The organism is Pseudomonas phoenicis, from assembly GCF_047302395.1.
GTDB lineage: Bacteria > Pseudomonadota > Gammaproteobacteria > Pseudomonadales > Pseudomonadaceae > Aquipseudomonas.
In genome coordinates, this window is sequence record NZ_CP154852.1 from 2,493,333 (window position 1) to 2,516,264 (window position 22,932).

Annotated in this window: 19 protein-coding genes; 11 read left to right on the forward strand and 8 right to left on the reverse strand. The window is 61.4% G+C overall.

Going from position 1 to position 22,932, the window contains the following annotated elements; all coding sequences use genetic code 11:
- Positions 1-647: 647 nt before the first annotated feature.
- Positions 648-1,310 carry a HEPN domain-containing protein gene (locus AA0Z93_RS11240; protein ID WP_413048869.1) on the reverse strand — a complete coding sequence of 221 codons (663 nt, stop codon included), beginning with the start codon at positions 1,308-1,310 and terminating at the stop codon, positions 648-650.
- 576 nt (positions 1,311-1,886) lie between these two features.
- Between AA0Z93_RS11240 and AA0Z93_RS11245 the strand changes: the two genes are divergently transcribed.
- Positions 1,887-2,819 carry a hypothetical protein gene (locus tag AA0Z93_RS11245; protein ID WP_413048868.1) on the forward strand — a complete coding sequence of 311 codons (933 nt, stop codon included), beginning with the start codon at positions 1,887-1,889 and terminating at the stop codon, positions 2,817-2,819.
- Positions 2,820-2,875: 56 nt separating this feature from the next.
- Here the strand turns inward: AA0Z93_RS11245 and AA0Z93_RS11250 are convergent, their stop codons facing one another.
- Positions 2,876-3,103 (reverse strand): helix-turn-helix domain-containing protein, encoded by a 228-nt coding sequence (locus AA0Z93_RS11250; RefSeq protein WP_413398521.1) that lies wholly within the window; start codon positions 3,101-3,103, stop codon positions 2,876-2,878.
- Here AA0Z93_RS11250 and AA0Z93_RS11255 point away from each other — a divergent pair.
- From AA0Z93_RS11255 to AA0Z93_RS11265, 3 genes are all read left to right on the forward strand, one after another.
- Positions 3,085-3,552, forward strand: a complete 468-nt coding sequence (locus tag AA0Z93_RS11255; RefSeq protein WP_413049034.1) for a hypothetical protein — start codon at positions 3,085-3,087, stop codon at positions 3,550-3,552. The two genes, AA0Z93_RS11250 and AA0Z93_RS11255, sit on opposite strands and share 19 nt — an antisense overlap.
- A complete protein-coding gene (locus tag AA0Z93_RS11260; RefSeq protein ID WP_413048867.1) occupies positions 3,552-4,097 on the forward strand; it encodes a hypothetical protein in 546 nt (181 codons plus the stop codon). Before AA0Z93_RS11255 ends, AA0Z93_RS11260 begins: the two co-directional genes overlap by 1 nt.
- Before the next feature lie 161 nt (positions 4,098-4,258).
- Entirely contained in the window at positions 4,259-4,615 is a 357-nt protein-coding gene (locus tag AA0Z93_RS11265) for a hypothetical protein (protein ID WP_413048866.1), read from the forward strand.
- 835 nt (positions 4,616-5,450) lie between these two features.
- On the opposite strand, the gene AA0Z93_RS11270 is transcribed toward AA0Z93_RS11265, so the two are convergent.
- The 3 genes from AA0Z93_RS11270 to cysZ all read right to left on the reverse strand — a co-directional run bounded on the left by AA0Z93_RS11270 (position 5,451) and on the right by cysZ (position 9,139).
- Positions 5,451-6,272 (reverse strand): helix-turn-helix domain-containing protein, encoded by an 822-nt coding sequence (locus AA0Z93_RS11270; RefSeq protein WP_413048865.1) that lies wholly within the window; start codon positions 6,270-6,272, stop codon positions 5,451-5,453.
- A 758-nt stretch (positions 6,273-7,030) separates the two neighbouring features.
- Positions 7,031-8,320, reverse strand: a complete 1,290-nt coding sequence (locus tag AA0Z93_RS11275; RefSeq protein WP_413048864.1) for a DUF6538 domain-containing protein — start codon at positions 8,318-8,320, stop codon at positions 7,031-7,033.
- Between the two features lie 54 nt (positions 8,321-8,374).
- Positions 8,375-9,139 (reverse strand): sulfate transporter CysZ, encoded by a 765-nt coding sequence (cysZ, locus tag AA0Z93_RS11280; protein WP_413048863.1) that lies wholly within the window; start codon positions 9,137-9,139, stop codon positions 8,375-8,377.
- A 297-nt stretch (positions 9,140-9,436) separates the two neighbouring features.
- Here cysZ and trxB point away from each other — a divergent pair, with 297 nt between their 5' ends.
- Entirely contained in the window at positions 9,437-10,399 is a 963-nt protein-coding gene (trxB, locus tag AA0Z93_RS11285; protein ID WP_413048862.1) for a thioredoxin-disulfide reductase, read from the forward strand.
- A gap of 43 nt (positions 10,400-10,442) precedes the next feature.
- On the opposite strand, the gene nadC is transcribed toward trxB, so the two are convergent.
- On the reverse strand, positions 10,443-11,291 hold the full coding sequence (gene nadC / locus AA0Z93_RS11290) for a carboxylating nicotinate-nucleotide diphosphorylase (RefSeq protein ID WP_413048861.1): 849 nt from the start codon (positions 11,289-11,291) through the stop codon (positions 10,443-10,445).
- A gap of 274 nt (positions 11,292-11,565) precedes the next feature.
- Here nadC and AA0Z93_RS11295 point away from each other — a divergent pair, with 274 nt between their 5' ends.
- The 3 genes from AA0Z93_RS11295 (at position 11,566) to ampE (ending at position 15,230) form a co-directional block, all read left to right on the forward strand.
- A complete protein-coding gene (locus AA0Z93_RS11295) occupies positions 11,566-13,746 on the forward strand; it encodes a DUF1631 family protein (protein ID WP_413048860.1) in 2,181 nt (726 codons plus the stop codon).
- A gap of 90 nt (positions 13,747-13,836) precedes the next feature.
- Entirely contained in the window at positions 13,837-14,403 is a 567-nt protein-coding gene (ampD, locus tag AA0Z93_RS11300; RefSeq protein ID WP_413048859.1) for a 1,6-anhydro-N-acetylmuramyl-L-alanine amidase AmpD, read from the forward strand.
- Complete coding sequence (gene ampE, locus AA0Z93_RS11305; protein WP_413048858.1) at positions 14,400-15,230, forward strand: regulatory signaling modulator protein AmpE; 831 nt, start codon at positions 14,400-14,402, stop codon at positions 15,228-15,230. Before ampD ends, ampE begins: the two co-directional genes overlap by 4 nt.
- Positions 15,231-15,248: 18 nt before the next feature.
- On the opposite strand, the gene AA0Z93_RS11310 is transcribed toward ampE, so the two are convergent.
- Together AA0Z93_RS11310 and cra are read right to left on the reverse strand one after the other, a co-directional pair.
- Positions 15,249-16,031, reverse strand: coding sequence for a TatD family hydrolase (locus tag AA0Z93_RS11310; protein WP_413048857.1), 783 nt, complete (start codon positions 16,029-16,031; stop codon positions 15,249-15,251).
- A 2-nt stretch (positions 16,032-16,033) separates the two neighbouring features.
- Entirely contained in the window at positions 16,034-17,029 is a 996-nt protein-coding gene (gene cra / locus AA0Z93_RS11315) for a catabolite repressor/activator (protein WP_413048856.1), read from the reverse strand.
- A 341-nt stretch (positions 17,030-17,370) separates the two neighbouring features.
- Between cra and ptsP the strand changes: the two genes are divergently transcribed.
- Genes ptsP through AA0Z93_RS11330 form a run of 3 tightly spaced genes read left to right on the forward strand, consistent with a single transcriptional unit; the run spans position 17,371 to position 22,927 of the window.
- On the forward strand, positions 17,371-20,235 hold the full coding sequence (ptsP, locus tag AA0Z93_RS11320) for a phosphoenolpyruvate--protein phosphotransferase (protein WP_413048855.1): 2,865 nt from the start codon (positions 17,371-17,373) through the stop codon (positions 20,233-20,235).
- Positions 20,235-21,182, forward strand: coding sequence for a 1-phosphofructokinase (pfkB, locus tag AA0Z93_RS11325; protein ID WP_413048854.1), 948 nt, complete (start codon positions 20,235-20,237; stop codon positions 21,180-21,182). The genes ptsP and pfkB overlap by 1 nt, the downstream gene beginning before the upstream one ends.
- Complete coding sequence (locus AA0Z93_RS11330; protein ID WP_413048853.1) at positions 21,179-22,927, forward strand: PTS fructose-like transporter subunit IIB; 1,749 nt, start codon at positions 21,179-21,181, stop codon at positions 22,925-22,927. Before pfkB ends, AA0Z93_RS11330 begins: the two co-directional genes overlap by 4 nt.
- Positions 22,928-22,932: the final 5 nt, after the last annotated feature.

Consider the following 22,932-nt stretch of genomic DNA (forward strand, 5'->3'; position numbering starts at 1 on the left):
TCAGGAATCTTACTGGCCTTCAAGTCTAAGATCCTCCCAATGGGCTGGATCATCTGGTATTTGTCTCCAAAGCAGCTATCCGTTGATCAGCTCATCGCATTTACGGTCGTTAAGAACGTCGCAATCGAGTATCGCTCGGCAATACCGCAGAGCTTATCCATGCTTAACTCGGATTGCTGTAGGGGAGGCGGGCCATATCCGGTAATTATTGTCTTAGCTCGAACGGTGGCAGTAGTACTGTTACATATTGATTATCACTGGGGCGCATGTTCCACTGACACGACGCACTAGAAGCGATCGGTAGCATTAGTGGCTATTAATCCTGTCGTGCAGAATCCTTGTGATGCCTGGTATGATGATCGGAATATTTATCTCAGGAGGGGCTTCGGCTTGACCCCGCTTCTGTCAATGCCAACATCTACGGGCTACCGAATGAGTTTGATGATGACAAGTTATATGCACAAACCTACCAAAGGATAGATAAGCCTTAGTTAAATTGAAATCTAATAGCGAGTATTTATTACTGGTCTGTAATTGCCTTTTGCCGATGACTCCGCCCGTCAAACACGGTGAAGTTTAGATCAGGTAGATAGAGCTCTATAACGTTCGAGGCATCACCTGATCCAAGTCGGTCACGTTTATCTTAGTTACCAAGGCTCAGCGCCGGTTTGCAGCTTTAAATGATCGGCGACTGCTTGCTCGCATCGGTCAACGATCTGTCGCACATGATTCAGGTACGCCGCACCTGTATTCTTCGCGACAGGTTTTGCATCACGGATGCGATGAGCAATGTTGCCTCGACTGCTAATGAAGGCGTCTAACTTGGTTTTGGCTTGATTAGGCGTCATCTTGTGCCAAGCCCAGTTGCTACTGAGGTTGTTAAGCCCCAACATCTCTTCGTAGAGCCTATCAACCTGCTCTGACTTCGGCGTATTGAATTTTCCCAACCACTTATCGTGCACGTCGGCCTTGTGCTCTAGAAGAATAGTCCGCCATCCACTATCAGCCAAGTCCCAAAGCTTTAGCGAATTAGGGTCATTCTTAATGTCTTTAATTGCGAGGCTTTTAACTCTTCCTGGGATGGCGGACGCACTTTGTGCATGCTTAAGCAAGAAGTCGAATGCCTCGATAGCTAGGTCCTCAATGTATGATTCCCAGCATGCAGTGACAAAGATAATTACGGAACGGTTTAGTACCTCAACACCGTGCTTGCGTCCACGCCCCTCTCCGCCAATCTCCTTGTGGATGTCCCATAGCTGCTCGATGTCAGCCTTGTTGATCTCAAATGTACTTTTAGAATTAGACGACATTCCTTGACCCTATTGATGTGAGATGAAATCGCGTGCATGCCTCGACCTAGCTATACTCGCATACCGCTCTCAGCCTAGCCCAACAGCCTGCGATGTCAATGCCAATCGTATCAATTGCCGGGTACGTAAACCCCTACTGAGTCAAGCTCTACAAGCCAACTATTATTCATAGCCAGTACAAATTGGGAGGGCACATTAATATTCATTTGAATAGTTGCCGATGCAAATAGCATCCATAGGCGGTCAATTACTGGTCGGCAGCTATACGCCACCGAACAAAGCGGCAATGCTCAAGCCTAAGGTATCAGCCAGCACTTGGATGATGTTGATGGAGTGATTTGCGCCTCAACTCTCGATGTGCGACATGTTTATCTTGGCGAAGCCCCACAGATCAGCAAATGCTTCCTGACTTACGCCCATGGCCATACGCAGCTCCCTACCTAGGTATTGGACTGATATGGAAACGTTGGTCGCCAGCTCAGTGAGATAGGGTGGCCATCCTTAAAGAGGTCTGCTAAGCAACGGAGCACTTGATATAACTAGGCTGGTATGGCTATCTAACATAGTTACCCTTCCATGGACAAGCTGATGTCTACCAAGAGAAAAATCGCTTACGCTTACTACTTGCAAGGCTGGAATTACGATGGTGGCAACCGAGAGGTCCTCAAGGCGAGCCGACGGGTTACGCCCGATGAGTATGAAGAGGAGATGCTTGGTAGCCTCTTCTGCCCAGGCTGTCACACAAACATTGAGCGGACCCCCAAGGAGAAGGACCTCTTTACCAATCGCCGTGATCCTTTCTATCGTCACCTACAGCGCTGGCAGCATGTGGCTTGCGTCCTCAGGGCAAAGAGGCCAGAGGGCAAGCGTTACGACTCATGGGAGGAGGCGAAGCGAGCAATAGATCACGATGAGCTGACGATCATCAAGGAGTTTCGCCAGACCAAGCCTGAAGTGGATCTCACCTCTAGCGCCGACTACGACGAGACCCCAGTGGAAGACGCTGATGGACCTTTAGCTGAGGTGCCGATCAGCCGTCACAAAGGTGAGTCCTTCAAGTTGCCTAGCAAGATCAGTACCGTTGCAGGAATTTGTCGTAACTTTGACATTAACAAGGGCAAGTACTTTTACCTGCCGGAAGCACAGCATGCGGTGCAGCTTGCCTCCTTGCTAACGAACGTGACTGAGCTCACACACGACATTCTGAATACTAAGCAGAAGCCCCGGCTGTATTACGGGAGGATCAAGAGCAGTCGGAACGCTGGGAGCTCCTCGACCAACATCCGCATGACTCGGCTCGAATGTGATCCTGCAATTGGTGATTTCACTGTCAAGCTTCAAGATGGATTCTGTCGAGACAAGGGCATAAACGATGAGTCCGCTGGTCGGATCGTAATGTTCTACGGGGTCATCACCACAAACGGTACAGGCTTGGCTGTTGATCGGGGTGCTTGGGGTGAGATAGCGCTCGTGCCAATAAAATACAACGATTCACTTATACCCGGTTGATGACAGTCACCAGCAACGGAGGTGTCCCGCTGTGTCTTACTCCCCAGTGTCGGCTCTTATAATCTCAAGGCTGTCTCAACATCAGCAATGAGGTGTGACGGCCTGCACCCTAGCGCAGCGGCCAGCTTGAAAATGATGTTGATAGTAGGCTGATGCACGCCCCGCTCGATAAGGCTAACGTAGTTCCTTTGCACGTCGGCCTCTAGTGCCAGCTTTTCCTGCGTCAGTCCTGCCTGCTTCCGCCGCTCGCGGAGAACCTTGCCGAATGCCAAGCCTGCGTCCAAACCTTGCCTCCTCTATAAGAGGTAGCACTGTCAGTACAAGAATCAGTCAGGTCTTCACAGTATGCTGTGAATTTAGGCTCTGGCATGGCATCATTCTGCCCGAGCAATGGCAGGGTGCCATTGCAGCGGCGACGGTAAGGTTCGCTGCTCAAGCGGAGACAGGAGTGTTAATTTTGAAAGGAAGATCGTTGGCTCTGTTGATTGCAGGCGCTATGGTGCTGATGGGCGGATGCACTGCACCGCAGTACCGGATGGTGAAGCCAGGGGCCTCTGACGAGCAGGTGACACAGGACGACGCTAAGTGCCAGAACCAATCGGCCATGATCCAGGTTGCCGACTGGGAGTACCGAGGAACGTTCGCAGAAGGCGCCAATCTTCAGATGAAGCAGAACAAAGCCTATCAGAACTGCATGGTAGGCAAGGGCTACAGCGCCATCAGGGTCAAGTGATGCCTCTAGAACAGAAGCGGATGATGCGGCGCGTGATTCAAGGTACGGCGGCCATAGGGGTGCTGTGTGCCCTGGCTGGGTGTGCTCAATCGCGGTACGAGCCAATTGTGTACACAGACTCTGCATCCGCTGAGCGGTGGGCTTTCACGCCGATTGAGGTCAAGTACAAAGACGCCCAGTCCCCGGCCTGGAACTTTGAAATGGTCCTTCAGACGAGAGCCTGGGAATGCAGCCAGCAAGCAGATATGGGCTACATCCTCTATAAGCAGCTCCGAGAGTATGGATCGAACAAGCGACCGGATGAGAACGCTCAAGCCCTAGCTGACTGCCAGCGGTATGCCTATCAGCAGGGGGATGAGGCTATTGGTCGTCTTAAGCAAGCCAAGGTCTCAGCCAAGACCTTGGACCTTAGCAAGGACCTGTACGCGAAGTGGTCAGCCTTCCTTGCAGGAATGTCGATCTCTGCACCGAAGGACCACATAGCAGCGGGTCAGTATGATGCAAGCAGACGTGCCCTGATGGCAGAAGAGAGGTTCGCTCAGTAGCTCCCAAGTACTCCGTCGGTGCGAGATTAGCGATATCGAAAGTCTGGTAAGTCCGCAGTTGGTAAGGCCCTCAGTAATAAAGCCAGTAAGACCGTAAGTGTAAGGCTAAAGCGACCTTAAACCTACCTTGCTCAACTGAGCTAATCGAAGGAACCTACCTAATGAACGATCAACTTGCATCAATCTTAAGCGGCGAAACCAACAAAGAATCACCATCCGTCTACCTAAGCCAGCAAATGCTCTCCAGGCTTGCCGAAGCTAGTCTCGCAGTTCCCAACTGCATTCCAGTAATGCTGATGCTTGTTTCAAAGGCAAGAGCCGACGGTTCTATTGAGCTATCCAGCGTGGAATTGGCTCGGCAGTGTGAGCTCACGCTAAAAAGGTTAACGGCAGCCATCTTCGGGCTCGCTGGCGCAGGGCTTATAGAGAATTTCAATGTAAGGGCCAGCCTTGAGGGCAGAATACTCTGCCAAGTAAACTCTACCTTGGTAAGTCGCAAAGTTCCGGCGCAGAAGTGATACTGGCCTAACATACATGAGTAAGGATTGCTCAAAAGCCTTTAGTCCACTATGCAGAAAGCGACCTGTGGCCTAGGATGTGCCGCATTCCAAAGCTTGCATATCTGACTTAGCATCTACTGAAAACTGGATCAGGCCACCTTGGAGAGTAGGCCCTCGGAGCTGTCTGGTAGCACTGCTTGTATACAGAGTGCTACAGCCTTCACAAAAGATTTACTTTCAGTAAGAGTAGGGGCAAGAGCAGGTTGGTGCTGCACCATCCCAACTTTGGTTTGGAGGTTTACCTGCGCCTGCTACTTGGTATCTTTAGGTGGGAGGGGGAGCAGTACTCCACTTCGTGGGCTTAACCCTTTCATTAAACTGTGACGTGCCGTCACGCAATAATAAATCTATGCCGCTCGGCATGATTGAGATCAAGGCTTAGAGTGGGGAGGGCAGTACAGCCCTTCTCTCCCTCTGCTTATAGAATTGTTATCCTGCCTTACGGCGTATTCATAGCAGGGGGCAGGGCAGACAAGCCCCCCAGTGCTTCTGATGTTAACCTTGCAAATAAATGGTGACGTTCCGTCACGCAGTAATAGCTTTTATGGTTCTGAGTATAGATAGAGTAAGATCAATAGATAGAATGAGGGGCTTTCTTGCCCCTTCTCTTCTCTGCTGCATAGAGTATTACCTTGCCTCAAGGCAAAAGTAATTTTGCTGTGGCGGTTACGCCACGATGGTAAAATTATAGAGGTAAGTCATCTCAAAGCTCCGCTTTGGCATTCGCTTTATATGTATGCGGCCGTATTACTCCCCCCCCATCCTGCTCCAGAACCATTGCAGGTGGTGGTGGCTATGCTGCCTGCAAGCTCTCATGTTCTGCTGCCTCGGCTCGCCACTTCCTGATTGTCTTCGGATCAACCCCTGTCTCTCTTGCGATAGGCTTGATCGGTACGCCTTCTCTCAGCATTTGCATTACCCTGGCCTTCATTGGATGCTCCGAACGTATAGGAAGTTGAGCTATAGTCGGTTTAAAACCATCAACGGTCACCTGTGAGTCATACTCCTCTTCACTGTTATACTGGTTCAGCGTACGTAGGTCATAATGAAGCTTCTGTATCTCTTCAGGGCTAGGGGTAGTAGATTCATTACAGTCTTCCCAGTCATGATTCTTTTGAGTTGAGTTTATGCCTTCCATGTAGTCTATCAGCATCGTCGGGCGGCTCTTCATCATCCAAGGGATTATGAGGCTTATAGCGGTTAAATAGCGCCTTGCATGCCGCTCTTTCAAGTTTAGTAGGATCTCCACCGATTCGTTTGTAACTTCGGGAAGCCATTCTAGAATCAGTGCGATACTTTGTACTGAAAGTGGCATCGACTTGCCGCTTGCACCAATGGGGCGGTCATGCCAGTCAAGTCGGGCAACCCCCTCAATGATGTCCATCGCAAACCTAGGATAACGCTCCCAAGCAGTCATAGAACCTATGAAGCCGTAGAACGGATTTACCACTGTCTTGGGTTTGGGGCCGGTTGTGCTCTTTTGTTTCCTTAAAGGCTTGACCTTGCAAGGGGTAGCGTTGTCCGTTAGCCACTTTTGAGCATTGGCTGCTAACCGGCTGTCTATTGCTTCAAGCTCTGGGGCGGTAAGAAGGGTTGTAACTTGCTCGTTGTGCATGTGTTATCACTCTGTGTTAATTTTATCTCATGGCAATACCTCGCGCCTGCTTAGCAATTACTTTGTGGTAATTGGTTTTATCGCAGACGACATGAAGCCCGCTCTGCTCAGTGGCTCAGTGGCTTGAACAAGCGAGTTAATGATCTGATGTGGGAGGATATTGCGGATGTCAGCGGTGCTGACAGGTTTTCCATAGTACAGATGTGTTGCCGGCAGTCAAGCTTCTAAGGTCAGTTAAGATTGCTTTAGCCACTGTTTTTGTTAATGCAGTACATGCCATGCTGCACTTATCTTCATTCAGTGTGTTGGGGTAAGGGCCTCCTGACGCTTTTGTCCTCATAATGGCCATGACAAGGCCCTTAGCACAGAGCGCGTTGAGATCGAGTTGATATGAGAGATAGTCATGATCTCATCCTGCTTATGTTGCTAACTATCGGGCATCTCAATGTTGATAATCTCTCCGCTGGGTGTAGGGCGATCCGTCATTGGCGGGGGCTTCAATTATTCCTCCCGATCTTTTAATCGATTGATGCTAATCCTCACTGTGTCATACCGGTTGTCCACAGGATCAGAGATCCTATGGCTTGTCATGCTCACGAAGCCGCAGTGGGCCGGGACAACCACGATGCCAGTACCTTGCGATCGTGGCAGCAGGCGATGCGTCATGCCGGTTAAGCTTCAAGATCCATTGGAATCGTAGTCAAAGCCTTCAGCATTGCCTTTAGAGGACTACGGCTACCATAGGTGCTAGGAGCCTGTCATTGGTCAGGCAGCAGCCCAGCAGCTTTAGCAAGACTAGGCAGCTTCTGTATCTCAACCGCCATGCGGGACAGTGGATTGATGCCATAGCTATCTCCGATGTGGCCAGACGCATGCCCAGTTATCCAGTCGCTCACTTCCTTAGGTATCCCGTGCTCCCTTGCAAGGGTTTTGAAACTATGCCGGAAGGCATGTAGTGGATTACGGCCTGCTCGGTACACACCGCACCGCTGAGTGATCGGACGCCATGACTTGGAGACAATCCCTGCGAAGCCGTCGCTCACTTTTACTAATTGAGGGAAGACCCGTGTCTCTGGCAAGCGGCCGTGTACGAGGGTCAGTAACCCTAGGGCGATCAGGTCGGGATGGACAGGGATCTCTCTGCGACTGCTGTCAGTCTTGACTGACTTGTCAGCTCGGTCATCGATGATCCGAATGAACCACGAGCCACATTCATGCTGGTGGATATCTTCGATGTAGAGTTGAGCCAGCTCTTCACGCCGGGCACCAGTGTATGCGGCCATCAGCGGTATCCAGAATACCGCGTTCCCTGGCCGACCTTGGGCATCTCGCAGCTTCTGGAACTCAGCATGGCTAAACAGATTGACCAGCTCGCTCCAGCTATACCCCCGATTGTCATCCAGGCGGCGCTTCGGCTTACCTGACCCCAAACGCTTGTGAATGCGGGATGCTGTTACCGGATTCGTTTGAAGCAGACCTGAATCCACTACGAAGGCCATTACTGATGACAGCCGTGCTAGCAGCAAGCGAGTTGATGAGGTCGCCAGCGGCTTGACGTTGGGATCTGAGGGCTGGATCAGGTTGCCAGCGAACTCATGGATATCTGCGGGCTGAATTGCCGCAATAGGCTTGTCACTCATGTCTTTGATGAACCGGTTGACGGCGCGGCTGTAGTCCACCGTATGCCGCCGCAGCACGTATTCGGACCTGCCTGACATAGAGATGGATTGCACATAGCGTGTGAGCGCCTCTGACAGCCTTATAGAGCTTTCTCTAAGGACAGGCAGTGTAGGCGTAGATAGAGGCTCACCTACCGTCTTGGGCTTGCAGGGCTCAACGTAGAGGCCCTGACGGGCATCATTAAACAATCTCTCTGACTCCGTATACGCAAGAGCAAAGGCAGCCTTCGCATGATGATGGTCTCGGGTATTCAGCGAGCGGCGAATCTCGGTCTTGCCGATGATTTGCCTGAGATCATCCGGCACCCTGCGACGTAGGTAATAAATGCCCGAGTCGGGGTGCCTGAATGGTTGAGCTATGAGTGCCATGTGTACCAGCCTTGTGTATCAGTTGGCTGGGAAAGGGCATCGCTTACGTAGTTATCAGGCTTGCTTATTGGCTGATTGTGTCACCCGCCCATCGCCCTTTTCCCGCACCCAGAACAAGGTCGCACCAGCGACGGCCGCCGGCATCATCAGGATGTTCACGCCCGGAATCAGTAACGCCAGGTAGGTCACCCCACCGAAGCTCATCGACTGCCAGCGCTTGCTGCGCAGCCAGGCGAGCATGTCCTGCCAGCTCATCTTGTTGTTGTCGGCCGGGTAGTCGATGTACTGGATGGCCATCATCCACACGCCGAACACCAGCCACAGCGGCGCGGCGACGACGTTGACCACCGGAATCAAAGAAAGGACGAACAACCCCAGCGCGCGCGGCAGGAAATAGCCCAGCTTGCGCATTTCGCGGGAAAAGGTGCGCGGCACCATGGCCGCCAGCTCACCCCAGCTGAAGGGCGGGAAATGGTCTTCGCCGCGGGCCACCACCTCGACCTTTTCCGCCAGGAAACCGTTGAAGGGCGCAGCGACGATGTTGGCCACCAGGGTGAAGCTGAAGAACACCATCAGCACCACCAACGCCACGAACAGCGGCCAGAGGATGTAGGACAGAAAACTCAGCCACTGCGGCAGGCTGGGCATCAGGGTATCGACCCAGAGGCCGAACTGGTGGCTGGCGAAATACACCAGGCCGCCGAACAGCAGCAGGTTGATGGTCAAGGGCAGCAGCACGAACAGCCGCAGGCCCGGGCTCAGCACCAGCTTTAGGCCTTCACGCAGGTACTGCGGGCCAGACAGAACGGGGGCGGGCATGGACAGCTCCAGAAAGGTCAGGGAAACCGCGCTGACCTTACCGAGTTTGCCGGATGCGGGGAAGGCATCTGCCAGCATCGGGCGCCGCCGCCAGTTGGCCGAGCCGCCCTTGGTAGTGCATAGCGCTTGCCTATGGAGTGGATTGTCTAAGGATATTTCCTTACTCTCTGCCACCTCGCTACAGTCTGCCCCACAGCTTTCTGCGGCCCGTGCGGCCCGACATCGCACAGGCCCTTCAATTCCAGCCTGCCCACCCGGCGCCCGACGCCGGCCCTGGTAGATCTACAGGAGTTCGACATGTCCGAAGTTCGTCATTCGCGAGTCATCATTCTCGGTTCCGGCCCTGCCGGCTACAGCGCGGCGGTCTATGCGGCCCGAGCCAACCTCAAGCCGCTGCTGATCACCGGCATGCAGGCCGGTGGCCAGTTGACCACCACCACCGAAGTCGACAACTGGCCGGGCGACCCCCATGGCCTGACCGGCCCGGCACTGATGCAGCGCATGCAGGAGCACGCCGAGCGTTTCGAAACCGAGATCGTCTTCGACCACATCAATGCCGTGGACCTGGCCAGCAAGCCGCATACCCTGACCGGTGACAACGGCACCTATACCTGCGACGCGCTGATCGTCGCCACCGGCGCCAGCGCCCGCTACCTGGGCCTGCCGTCGGAAGAAGCGTTCATGGGCAAGGGCGTGTCGGCCTGCGCCACCTGCGACGGCTTCTTCTACCGCAACAAGCCGGTCGCCGTGGTCGGTGGCGGCAACACCGCCGTGGAAGAGGCGCTGTACCTGGCCAACATCGCCAGCAAGGTCACCCTGATCCACCGCCGCGATACCTTCCGCGCCGAGAAGATCCTGATCGACAAGCTCAACGCCCGCGTGGCCGAAGGCAAGATCGAACTCAAGCTCAACGCCAACCTCGACGAAGTGCTGGGCGATGAGATGGGCGTGACCGGTGCGCGGCTGAAGAACAACGACGGCAGCTTCGACCAAATCACCGTCGACGGCGTGTTCATCGCCATCGGCCACACCCCCAACACCTCGCTGTTCGAAGGTCAGCTGACCCTCAAGGACGGCTACCTGGTGGTCAACGGCGGCCGTGAAGGCAATGCCACCGCCACCAACGTCGAGGGCGTGTTCGCTGCAGGCGACGTGGCCGACCACGTCTACCGCCAGGCCATCACCTCGGCCGGTGCCGGCTGCATGGCGGCGCTGGACGTCGAGCGCTACCTGGACGGCTTGGCCGAAGCCTCGTTCTGATCGCTGTGTGGCAGCAGGTGGCCGGAGCGCCGGCCGCCTGCTGCTACAGGCTCAAGCGCATCGACAGGTCGACGGCTTTGACATCCTTGGTCAGGGCACCGATCGAGATATAGTCCACGCCGGTCTCGGCGATCACCCGCAAGGTCTGCTCGTTCACGCCACCGCTGGCCTCCAGCTTGGCTTTGCCGGCGTTCAGACGCACCGCTTCGCGCATCTCATCCAGGCTCAGTTCGTCGAGCATGACGATGTCCGCCCCGGCCTCCAGCGCCTGGCGCAGCTCTTCCAGACTTTCCACTTCGATCTCCACCGGCTTGCCCGGCGCGATGCGCTGTGCGGCCTGCACGGCCTCGGCCACGCCCCCGCAGGCGGCGATGTGGTTCTCCTTGATCAGAAAAGCGTCGTACAGGCCGATGCGGTGGTTATGGCAGCCGCCGCAGGTCACCGCGTACTTCTGCGCCAGGCGCAGCCCCGGCAGGGTCTTGCGGGTGTCGAGCAAGCGCACGCCCGTGCCTTCTACCAAACCTGCCAGAGCCTGGGCGCGGGTAGCGACGCCCGACAGCAGTTGCAGGAAGTTCAACGCGGCCCGTTCGCCGCTGAGCAGCGAACGGGCCGGGCCTTCGAGGTGGAACAGCGCCTGATCGGCGGCGGCATGCTCGCCATCGAGCACTTGCCAGTGCACCGCCACGCGCGGGTCGAGCTGGCGAAACACCGCATCGACCCAGGCCGTGCCGGCGACCACGCAGGCCTCGCGGGTAATGATGGTGGCTTTGGCCAGGCGTTCGGCAGGTATCAACTGCGCGGTGATGTCACCGTTGCCGATGTCTTCGAGCAGCGCCCGGCGCACGTTGGCTTCGATTTCGGCGGTCAGGTCGGCGAGGCGTAGGTTCGGCATGGTCGGCTCCACAGGCAAAGTGCCGGCGATTATAGGGCAGGGCAGCCGCCTGTACACCCGCCAGGCCACGCTAGCCCGTACACTCTGGCGCCCCTGTACTCGCGCCGCCATTGTGACGTCGCGCACATCTTTCCGCCCAGGGACGACCTTTGATCGGTTCGCAGGAGTTCGAGGAACGTCTGCCGGTCATCAGTATCGAATCCCGCAGCGTTCGTCCCGCCATGCACACGACTTCTCTGGCCTCACGCACCTCGTCAAGGATTGACCCTTTCTCATGAACAGCAAGGAGCTCGACATGCGGCACGAAGGCAATGTGATCCCACTGGCCTCGGCCCTCGACCGCCGTACGGCGTTGCTCGCGCCCGGCCTGCCCATGTCGCTGCTGCGGGTGCGTGATCGCGCTGCCGCGCATTTGAGCAAGGATGTACAGACCCTGTTCGATGCGGCCGAAGACGTGTTGCTCGAGCAGATCGACAAAACTCGGGATGCGTCCGGGCAGCGGCGCGCTCAACAGGCCATGCGCAATGTCCGCCTCAAACGAAAGCACGTCGAATTCGAGCTGCTCGATGCGTTTCACCAGGCCTTCGCAGGGCTGGCGCAAAACACCGGCAAAGCCCTTTTCGACAGTGATCTGGTGCGTGCGCCACAGCCCCGCCTGACGCGTACCGACAATGCGCAGACCCTGGCCATGATCGCACGCGTACATGGCCGCGAAGGCGCTGTGCTCGAGCAACTTGACGCCCGTTTCGAGACGCTGCTCGAAACGCCGCTGAGGTTCACACGCGGCAATCCCTTGAGCCCGGCGTGCCTGTGCCAGTACTTTGCCCAGGCCTGTGGCGGGTTGCGTGTGGACGAAGCGATCACCGCGGTGTTGTTCGACCTGTTCGACCAGCATGTTCTGGGTCGGCTGGGCGCGCTTTACAGCGAGGCCAATCAGTTGCTGGCGAGCGCAGGCGTGCTGCCAATGCTGACGCCTATGGCTGCCGCGTCCGGCATGCGGCGCCCGCCACGGGCCGGTGCTCCGACGCTGGCGGCCGGGCAGGGGCAGGCGATCGCCCTGCAGGCGGCCGGACAGGCGTTCTTCGTCTCCATGCAAAGTGCGTTGGCACCGCTGCGCGGGCAGCTCACCCCACGGCTGCGTGCCACCGGCGCCATCGCGGTCACCGCTCAGGACCTGGCCCGCATGCTCTCGCATTTGCAGCGCCACAGCGCTGTTGCGGCCGGCGCCGGTGCTTTCGACCTGGGTCAAGAGTTGCAGCACCTGTTGCTCAAGATCAGCGCGCGGAGCGGCACACGACGCTGCCTGGGCCAGGCCGAAGAAGACACCATCAATCTGCTGGGGCGCATATTCGCCGCGTTCGAGCACGACTCGAGCCTGCATCCGCGCATGCGCGCTTTGCTCGCGCGGCTGCACCTGCCGCTGCTCAAGGTGGCGGTCCTCGACAAAAGCCTGCTGACCCGCGCCAGTCATCCGGCCCGGCGCCTGTTCAATGAGCTGGCCAGCACGGCCATCGGCTGTCAGGGCGAGGCCGACGGTCTCTACCTGCGCCTGGAAAACGTGGTGCAACGCGTACTCGACGACGTTTTCGAGGACAGCATGGTCTTCAAGAGCCAACTGGACACCTTGCTCACCGCCAGCCTGGAAGAGCGCCGCCGCAACGATCTGCTCGAACAGCGCGCCCGCGATGCGGAAGAGGGCCATTTGCGCATGCAACGGGCGCGGCACGACGTCGAAGCCGCGCTCGACCGGCGTCTGCGTGGCCAACGCTTGCCACTGAGCGTGTTGCGCCTGGTGCAGGATGCCTGGAGCCAGGTGCTGTTGATGGCTTGGCTCAAGCACGGCATACGGTCCGCAGCCTGGAAGGGCGCGTTGCTGACCGTCGACCAATTGCTCGCCAGCATCGCCCCGCACCCCTGCGCCGAGGCACGCGTCCGTCTGCTGGCCGGTCTGCCGGCACTGCTCAAGGCGCTGCGCGATGGCTTGGGCAGCATCGCCCTGGATTCGTCGAGCAGCCGGGAATTCTTCTGTGAACTGGAGCGCCTGCATGTGCAGGCCTGCACGCAGGCAGGCGGTAAAACCGCAGACTCGGACCCGAGCTGGATAACGATCACCGCGCCGATCCGTCTGCCAGGTGCCGAATCGTTGCCGCCCTCTACGGCAGCCGATGATGTGCCGCCTTGCGCCTTCAAGATGCTCGAGCGCCTGCGCATCGGCACCTGGATCGAGGTGCGCGAGGCTGACAGCGTAGTGCGTTGCCGGCTCCTGGCGCGTGTCGACGGCAGCGACCGTTACGTGTTCGCCAACCATGAGGGCGTAAAGCTGCGCGAATGGCACCGCGTGGCCCTGGCGCGGGCCGTGCACCACGGCGAGGTGCGCTTGCTCAACAGCGGCCGCGCTTTCGACCGCGCCCTGCGCAAGGCGCTCGACCGACTGGACTCCGGCCAGGTGCGCTGACCGCTCGAATACCCGGCCATCGTTCATTCACAGGCCGGGTAACGCGGCGCATACTGAGCGCCCCCCAAACGCTTCACAGGATCGGCTTCCATGCACCTGGACCCCGCCACCGGCTGGTTCCGCGACGTGACCCACTGCCCGTCGCCCAACTGCAATGCGCGCCCGCTCGGCCAAGCGCCGTCTTTGTTGGTCATCCACAACATCAGCCTGCCGCCGGCGTGCTTCGGCACCGGCAAGGTGCAGGCGTTCTTCCAGAACCGTCTCGACCCGGACGAACACCCCTATTTTCAGGGCATTCGGCACCTGACCGTATCGGCGCACCTGTTCGTCGAACGCGATGGGGCGGTGACGCAGTTCGTGTCTTTGCTCGAACGCGCCTGGCATGCCGGGGTGTCGAGTTTCGAGGGCCGCGAAGGCTGCAACGATTTTTCCATCGGTATCGAGTTGGAAGGTACCGACACGCTGCCCTACACCGATGCGCAGTATCGGGTGCTCGAACACCTGACCCGGCAGATACGCGATGCCTGGCCTTCGATCGATGGCGCACGCATCTGCGGGCACAGCGACATCGCTCCACAGCGCAAGACCGATCCAGGGCCGGCTTTCGACTGGCCGCGCTATCGCGCGTCCTTGGCCATCGACGAGGACGACGCATGAGTTTTCTGGTGCTGGTGCTGGTGGTATGGATCGAGAAGTTCTCGGCCCTGCGTCATCGCGTGCAATGCGACGCTTTCTTTCGCGGCGAGTTGGTGCGCCTGGAGCGCAGCGGCAAGCTCCACCCCTGGTCGAGCCTGGCGATTCTGGTGTTGGCGCCGGTGGCCTTGCTGGTGATGGTGCTGCACGTGCTGGAGCCGGTGGCGTACGGCCTGCTGGTACTGCCGGTGCACCTGCTGGTGCTGCTCTACAGTCTGGGCCGGGGCGATGCCAAGGCGGCGCTCGGGCCGTTGCGCGACGCCTGGCACCGCGGCGACGAACAGGCCGCGTTGCATGTCGCCGAACGCGATCTGGGCCTGCACGCCGAAGGGGCCGACGACTTGCTCGGGCAGGTCCAGCACTATCTGGCGTGGCAGGTCTACCAAGGCTTCTTCGCCGTGATCTTCTGGTACTGCCTGCTGGGTCCGGCGGGTGCCTTGGCCTATCGCCTGCTGGCGTTGAGCGTCGCGCATAGCCGGCACACTGCGCTGCAAGTGCGCGCCGAGCGGCTGCGCCACCTCATGGATTGGTTGCCGGTGCGGGTCTTGGGCGCGAGTTTCGCCTTGGTCGGACACTTCGTCGCCGTGGGGCGGCGGATGCTGCCGGAGTTGCTCGACCTGCACCGGCGTGCCTCTGCGCTGGTGGCCGACTGGGCGCTGGCGGCGACCGACGCGCCCGCGCAGGGTGCCCTCGAACAGGGCCGGGCGCGCTTGAACGGACTATGGGAATTGCTGCTGCGCAGCGCGGTGTTGTGGTACGTGGTCTTCGCGCTGTGGACGATCTTGCGCTAGCGCCAAGCTCGCAGCGGCTCAGTCGGCCCAGCCGAACAGCGTGCAGGCATTGGCAGTGGTGGCCTCGGCCAACCGCTGCGGCTCCACGCCGATGATCTCTGCCAGCACCCGGGCGATGCAAGGCAGGTGCGCGGGGCTGTTGCGCTGGCCGGCAAACATGGCTGGAGCCATGTCCGGCGCATCGGTCTCCAGCACCAGGCTCTCCAGCGGTAGGCGCGGCAGCACCTTGCGCAGGCGCAACGCCTGCGGCCAGGTGGCGGCACCACCCAGGCCCAGCAGAAAGCCCAGCTTGATGTACTCGCGGGCCTGCTCGTAGCTGCCGGCGAAGGCATGCACGATGCCACCGCGCGGCAGCCTGTAGCGCTTCAGGGTGGCGATGACCTCGGCATGGCTGCGGCGCACGTGCAGCAGCGCCGGCAGCTGGCAATCCTTGGCCAGTTGCAGCTGCGCTTCGAACCAGACCTGTTGCCGTTGGCGGTCCAGCTCGGGCAGGTAGAAGTCCAAGCCGAATTCGCCGACCGCGCACAGGCGCGGGTCGCCGCGCAGCCGGTCGAGCCAGTCGTGCAGCTGTTGCAGGTGCTCGGCGCGGTGCGCGTCCAGGTACACCGGGTGCAAACCGAACGCCGCGTGCAGGCCGGGGTGGGCACAGACCGTGTCCCATACCCGCTGCCAGTTGGCCTGCTCCACCCCCAGCACTATCGAGCGCTCCACCCCGGCGGCCCGCGCCTGGGTCAGCAACGGCGCGCGGTCGGCATCGAAGTCGGGGAAATCCAAGTGGGTATGGGTGTCGATCAGGCGCATGGTCAGGCCAGGTGCAAGCGTTGCTTGAAGGTGCGCGCCACCGCATGTACGCCAGGTTGGTACTGCTGGGTTTCGATGGCGGCGACGGCCAGGTCCAGGGCGGTGGCGGCGATCAGGCCGTGCTGCTGGGCCATGGCGTTGACCGGCAGCGGCAGGAAGTCGAGCAGTTGATTGTCACCGAAGGTGCCCAACTGCAAGGCGCGGGTGCCTGGCGCCTGGCCGTGCAGGGCGTCGAACACCCCTTGCAGCAGCACGTATGAGGTGGTCACCAGGGCATCGGGCAGGCCACCCAGTTCCTCGATCGACTGGGCCATCAGGCGCTGGCCGCAGGCGCGGCTGAACGCCTCGCCCTGGTAGCGGCGCACCTCGCCCGTGTGCTGGCTCACGGCAGCGTCGAAGCCGGCCAGACGCGCCTGGCTGACCGACAGCTCCGGGCGCGCGCCGATCAGGGCGATGCGCTGCGGGGCGTCGCGCAGCAGGCTTTGGGTCAGCAGCAGGCTGGCGTGATGGTCGTCGCTGACCACCGAGCAGAACTGCTCCGGGTCCAGGCTGCGGTCGATGCCGATCACCGGCAGGCCTTTGGCCTGCAGCTCGCGGTAGCTGGGGTCGTCGGCCGGCAGACAGCTGGCGACGAACAACGCATCGCAACGCCGCGCGCGGAACAGCTGTTGCAGCTGCCGTTCGCTGTCGGGTTGGTCGTCGCTGCTGGCGATCAGCAACTGGTAGCCACGGGCACGGGCGCCGGCTTCCAGCCGCTTGGCAATGCGTGCGTAGCTGGGGTTTTCCAGGTCGGGCAGGATGAAGCCCAGGGTACGGGTATGCCGGCTGCGCAGGCCGGCGGCCTGGGGGTTGGGCATGAAACCATGGGCCTCGACCACGGCGCGCACGCGCTCCACGGTGGCGCTGCTGATGCGCTGCTGTTCGGCCTTGCCGTTGATGACATAGCTGGCGGTCGTCACTGACACACCGGCCAGACGGGCGATATCGCTGAGTTTCACCGAATGTTCCTTGTTATGACCTGGAAAGGACCGCGCGGCCCCTTGCAGCAGTTTTACCCATACTTGCAAGGCTGCGCAGACGACCTATGTCGCAATTGTCCGACAAGCTGGGGCTGTTTAGACGCAAGATTATCGAGTAACGTGGCCGCCGAATCAGATTAAACGTTTCAGCCTCGGAATACTGCCCTCTTTCCTTCCGCGCTGGAACCACGTCGCGATGCAAACGAGCGGTCTGTGACCCATTCTGGTGAGCAGGCGCTGCGCCTGTATCGGTCGCAACCCAACGTCAGCATCCACAACAATACCTCGGGCTCCGAAGCGAGCCGGAAAAGGAGTAGGTCATGCTCGAGCTCGCCAAAGAGCAGATAGCGATGGGCCAGGTAGCGGCCGACAAGGCCCAGGCATTGCGCCTTCTGGCGGATCGGCTGGTCGCCGACGGTCTGGTCGCCGAAGGCTACCTCGAAGGGCTGCAAGCCCGCGAGGCACAAGGTTCGACCTTCCTCGGCCAAGGCATCGCCATTCCCCACGGCACCCCACAGACCCGCGACCTGGTGTTCAGCACCGGCGTACGCCTGTTGCAGTTCCCCGACGGCGTCGACTGGGGCGACGGCCAGCGCGTGTACCTGGCCATCGGCATCGCCGCGCGTTCGGACGAGCACTTGCGCCTGCTGCAATTGCTGACCCGCGCCCTGGGCGAAACCGACCTGGCCGAGGCCCTGCGCCGCGCCAGCTCCGCCGAGGCCTTGCTCAAACTGCTGCAAGGCGCGCCCAAAGAACTCGCCCTGGACGCGCAACTGGTCAACCTGGGCCTGGCGGCCGACGACTTCGACGAGCTGAGCTGGCGTGGCGCGCGATTGCTGCAAAAGGCCGGTTGCGTCGAGCCCGGCTTCGCCGCGGCCTTGCAACAGGCCGAACCGCTGCCGCTGGGCGAAGGCCTGTGGTGGTTGAACAGCGACCGTCAGGTGCTGCAACCGGGCCTGGCCTTCATCACCCCGCAGCAGCCCCTGCGCTACCGCGACCAGCCGCTCAATGGGCTGTTCTGCCTGGCCAGCCTGGGCGCCGCGCACCAGGCTTTGCTGGAACGGCTGTGCGAAGTGCTGATCGAAGGCCGCGGCCAGAGCCTCTACCAGGCCACCGACAGCCGCACCGTGCTGCAAGTGCTGGGCGGCGAAGTGCTGCCCGACTGGCCCAGCGCGCGCATCGTGCTGGCCAACGCCCATGGCCTGCACGCACGTCCGGCCAAGGTGCTGGCGCAATTGGCGAAAAGCTTCGACGGCGACGTCCGCCTGCGCGTGGTAGACACCGGCGAAGCCGCCGTGTCGGCCAAGAGCCTGAGCCGGCTGCTGAGTCTCGGCGCCCGCCGTGGGCAGACGCTGGAGCTGCTGGCCGAACCGCAGATCGCAGGCGATGCCCTGCCGGCCCTGTTCGAGGCCATCGCGCAAGGCCTGGGCGAAACCGTCGAACCGCTCGACCAGACCCCCGCCGCACTGCCGCAAGCCGCTACTGCGCCAGACGCGGCCACCGTGCAGGCGCCCCAGGCTGGCAGCCAGATCCAAGGCGTGGCCGCGTCGCCCGGCATCGCCAGCGGGCCTGCCCACGTCTGCGTGGAACGTGCCCTGGACTATTCGCTGCGTGGCGTCTCGCCCGCGCACGAACGGCAACGCCTGCGTGAAGCCCAGGCCGTGGTCGACGCCGAGTTGCAGGCACTGATCGCGCGCAGCGCATCGGCGATCGGCGACATCTTCGTCACCCACCAGGAAATGCTCGCCGACCCGGCCTTGGGCGAAGAGGTCGAGCTGCGCCTGGGCCAGGGCGAAAGCGCCGAAGCGGCCTGGATGGCGGTGATCGACGCCGCCGCCCGCCAGCAGGAGGCGCTGCACGATGCCTTGCTCGCCGAACGCGCCGCCGATTTACGCGACGTCGGCCGCCGTGTGCTCGGCCAACTGTGCGGTATACAGGAGGCGCGTGAGCCGCAGCAGCCCTATGTGCTGGTGATGGCCGAAGTCGGCCCGTCCGACGTCGCCCGCCTGGACCCGGCGCGCGTGGCCGGCATCGTCACCGCCTACGGCGGCGCGACCGCGCACAGCGCCATCGTCGCCCGTGCCTTGGGCATCCCGGCGGTGGTCGGCACGGGTGCAGCGATGCTGTTGCTCGAATCGGGCACGCCGTTGCTGCTCGACGGCCAACGTGGCCGCGTCAGCGTGGCGCCGTCCGCAACCGAGGTGCAACGCGCCCTGGCCGAACGCGATCAGCGCGAACAACGGTTGCAGGCGGCCTGGGCCGAGCGCCATCGACCCGCCGTGACCCGTGACGGCCACGCCATGGAAGTGTTCGCCAACATCGGCGAGAGCGCCGGCATCGACAAAGTGCTGGAGCAGGGCGCCGAAGGCATCGGCCTGCTGCGCACCGAACTGGTGTTCATGGGCCATTCCCAAGCGCCGGACGTGGCCACCCAGGAAGCCGAGTACCGCCGTGTGCTCGACGGCCTGGGCGGGCGCCCGCTGGTGGTACGCACTCTGGACGTGGGCGGCGACAAGCCGTTGCCCTACTGGCCGATCGAAGCCGAAGAGAACCCTTTCCTCGGCGTGCGCGGCGTGCGCCTGACCCTGCAACGCCCGCAGATCATGGAGGACCAGTTGCGCGCCCTGTTGTGCGCCGCCGACAACCGCCCGCTGCGGATCATGTTCCCCATGGTCGGGCAGATGCACGAATGGCGCGAAGCCAAGGCCATGGTCGAGCGCCTGCGCGTGGAGATCCCGGTGGCCGACCTGCAGGTCGGGATCATGGTCGAGGTGCCTTCGGCGGCGCTGCTGGCGCCGCAACTGGCCCGCGAGGTGGACTTCTTCAGCGTCGGCACCAACGACCTGACCCAGTACGCCCTGGCCATCGACCGCGGCCATCCGAGCCTGTCGGCCCAGGCCGACGGCCTGCACCCGGCGGTGTTGCAACTGATCGACATGACCGTGCGCGCCGCCCATGCCCATGGCAAATGGGTCGGCGTCTGCGGCGAGCTGGCTGCCGATGCCCAGGCCGTGGCGATCCTGCTGGGCCTGGAGGTGGACGAACTGAGCGTGGCCGCACGCAGCATCGCCGAGGTCAAGGCGTTGGTGCGTGAGACCGATTTCCAGGCGGCGCGCGCGTTGGCGCAGGCCGCCTTGCAACAGGACAGCGCCGCCTCCGTACGTGCGCTGGTGGAGCGTAGCTGATGGCCAAGATCCTCACCCTGACTCTCAACCCGGCGCTGGACCTCACCGTCAGCCTCGAGCGCCTGCGCCCGGGGGCGGTCAACCGCGCCCACAGCCAGCACAGCCATGCCGCCGGCAAGGGCCTGAACGTGGCCCAGGTGTTGGCTGACCTGGGCCACGAGCTCACCGTCGGCGGCTTTCTCGGGCGCGACAACCTGCAGCCGTTCGAAGCGCTGATCGAGCGCCGCGGTTTCAGCGATTGGTTCGTGCGCGTCGATGGCGAGACCCGCAGCAACCTCAAGCTGGTCGAGGCCGACGGCCAGGTGACCGACATCAACGGCCAAGGCCCGCAGGTGGACGCCGCCGCGCAAGCGGCCTTGTTGCAGCGCCTGGAGCGGATCGCCCCCGGCTTCGACGCCGTGGTGGTCGCCGGCAGCCTGCCGCGCGGCATCAGCCTGGCCTGGTTCGAGCGACTGCTGCGCCAACTGGTGGGGCAGGGCCTCAAGGTCGTGCTCGACACAAGCGGCGACGCCTTGCGTGTCGGCCTGGGCTGCTCGCCCTGGCTGGTCAAGCCCAACGTCGAGGAACTGGGCGACGTGCTCGGCCAGGCGTTGCCCGACCGCGCAGCGCAGCAGGCCGCCGCCCAGCGCTTGCTGGCGGCCGGCGTGGAGCACGTGGTGCTGTCCAATGGCGAGCACGGTCTGAGCTGGTTCAGCGCCGCGCGCACGCTGCACGCGCTGCCGCCACCGGTGAAAGTGGCCAGTACCGTAGGCGCCGGGGATTCGCTGGTGGCCGGCATGCTGCATGGCCTGTTGCAGGGCGAAGCCCCCGAACGGAGCCTGCGCCGGGCCACGGCCATCGCCGCCCAGGCCGTGACCCAGGTCGGCTTCGGCATTGACGACCACGCGCAACTGGCCCGCCTGGAAGCGGGCGTGCAGATACAAGAACAACAGGAGAGTGGCCAATGAACCTTGCCATCGTCACCGCCTGCCCGAACGGGCAGGTGTCCAGCGTGCTCAGCGCACGCCTGCTCACCGCCGAGGCGCAGCGCCGCGGCTGGAGCACCAGCGTCGAGGTGGCCGACGCCGAACACCCCGAACAGTGCTTGAGCGCCGAGCAGATCGCCGCCGCCGACTGGATACTGGTGATCGCCACCGGGCCCCTGGACCTGTCGCGCTTCGTCGGCAAACGCGTGTTCCAGAGCACGCCCGCGCAAGCCTTGGCCGACCGCGAACGGTTCCTCGACGAGGCCGCCGCCAGTGCTCAGGTGCTGACAACGTCCGCGATCGCCGAGCCTGCCGCAAGCACCGGCGCCTCGGCTACCGCCCAGCCGCGGCTGGTCGCAGTCACCGCCTGCCCGACCGGCGTGGCGCACACCTTCATGGCTGCCGAAGCTTTGCAACAGGCAGCGGCGCAGAAGGGCTGGCAACTGACCGTGGAGACCCAGGGTTCGGTAGGCGCGCGCAACCCCTTGTCGGCCGAGGCCATCGCCGATGCCGATGTGGTGCTGCTGGCTGCCGACATCGAAGTGCCCACCGCGCGCTTCGCCGGCAAGCGCATCTACCGCTGCGGTACGGGCATCGCCCTCAAGCAGGCGGCCGCGACCCTGGACAAAGCGCTGGCCGAAGGCAAGGTCGAGAGCGCAGGCGATGCCAGCGCAGCGCCGGCCAAGGCGGAAAAGGCCGGAGTCTACAAGCACCTGCTGACCGGCGTGTCGTTCATGCTGCCGATGGTGGTGGCCGGTGGCTTGTTGATCGCGTTGTCGTTCGTGTTCGGCATCAATGCCCATGAAGTGCCGGGCAGCTTGCCGGCCGCGCTGATGCAGATCGGCGGCGAGGCAGCGTTCAAACTGATGGTGCCGTTGCTGGCAGGCTACATCGCCTGGTCCATCGCCGACCGCCCGGGCCTGGCGCCCGGCATGATCGGCGGCCTCTTGGCCAGTACCCTGGGCGCAGGCTTCATCGGCGGCATCGCCGCGGGCTTTCTCGCCGGCTACAGCGCCAAGGCCATCGCCCATTGGGTGCGCTTGCCCAGCAGTCTGGAAGCGCTCAAGCCGATCCTGATCATTCCGTTGCTGGCCAGCCTGTTCACGGGGCTGGTGATGATCTACGTGGTCGGCCAGCCGGTGGCGGCGATGCTCGCGGGCCTGACCCAGTTCCTCGACAGCATGGGCACCACCAACGCCATCCTCCTGGGGGTGTTGCTGGGCGGGATGATGTGCGTCGACCTCGGGGGGCCGATCAACAAGGCTTCCTACGCCTTTTCGGTCGGCCTGCTGGCTTCGTCGAGCTACGCGCCGATGGCCGCGACCATGGCCGCCGGCATGGTGCCGCCGATCGGTCTCGGCATCGCTACCTTCATCGCTCGGCGCAAATTCGCCCAGAGCGAGCGGGAGGCCGGCAAGGCAGCCTTCGTGCTGGGCTTGTGCTTCATCTCCGAGGGTGCGATTCCCTTCGCCGCCAAGGACCCGCTACGGGTGATCCCGGCCAGCATCGCCGGTGGCGCCCTGACCGGCGCGCTGTCGATGTACTTCGGCTGCAAGCTGATGGCGCCTCACGGCGGGCTGTTCGTGATGCTGATCCCCAACGCGATCAACCATGCGGCGCTGTATTTGCTGGCGATCGTGGCGGGTAGCTTGGTCACGGCGGTGGTGTACGCCTTGATCAAGCGTGGCGAGCCGGTGGAGTTGGCGGTGGCGGCACCGCCGCGTTGAACGCC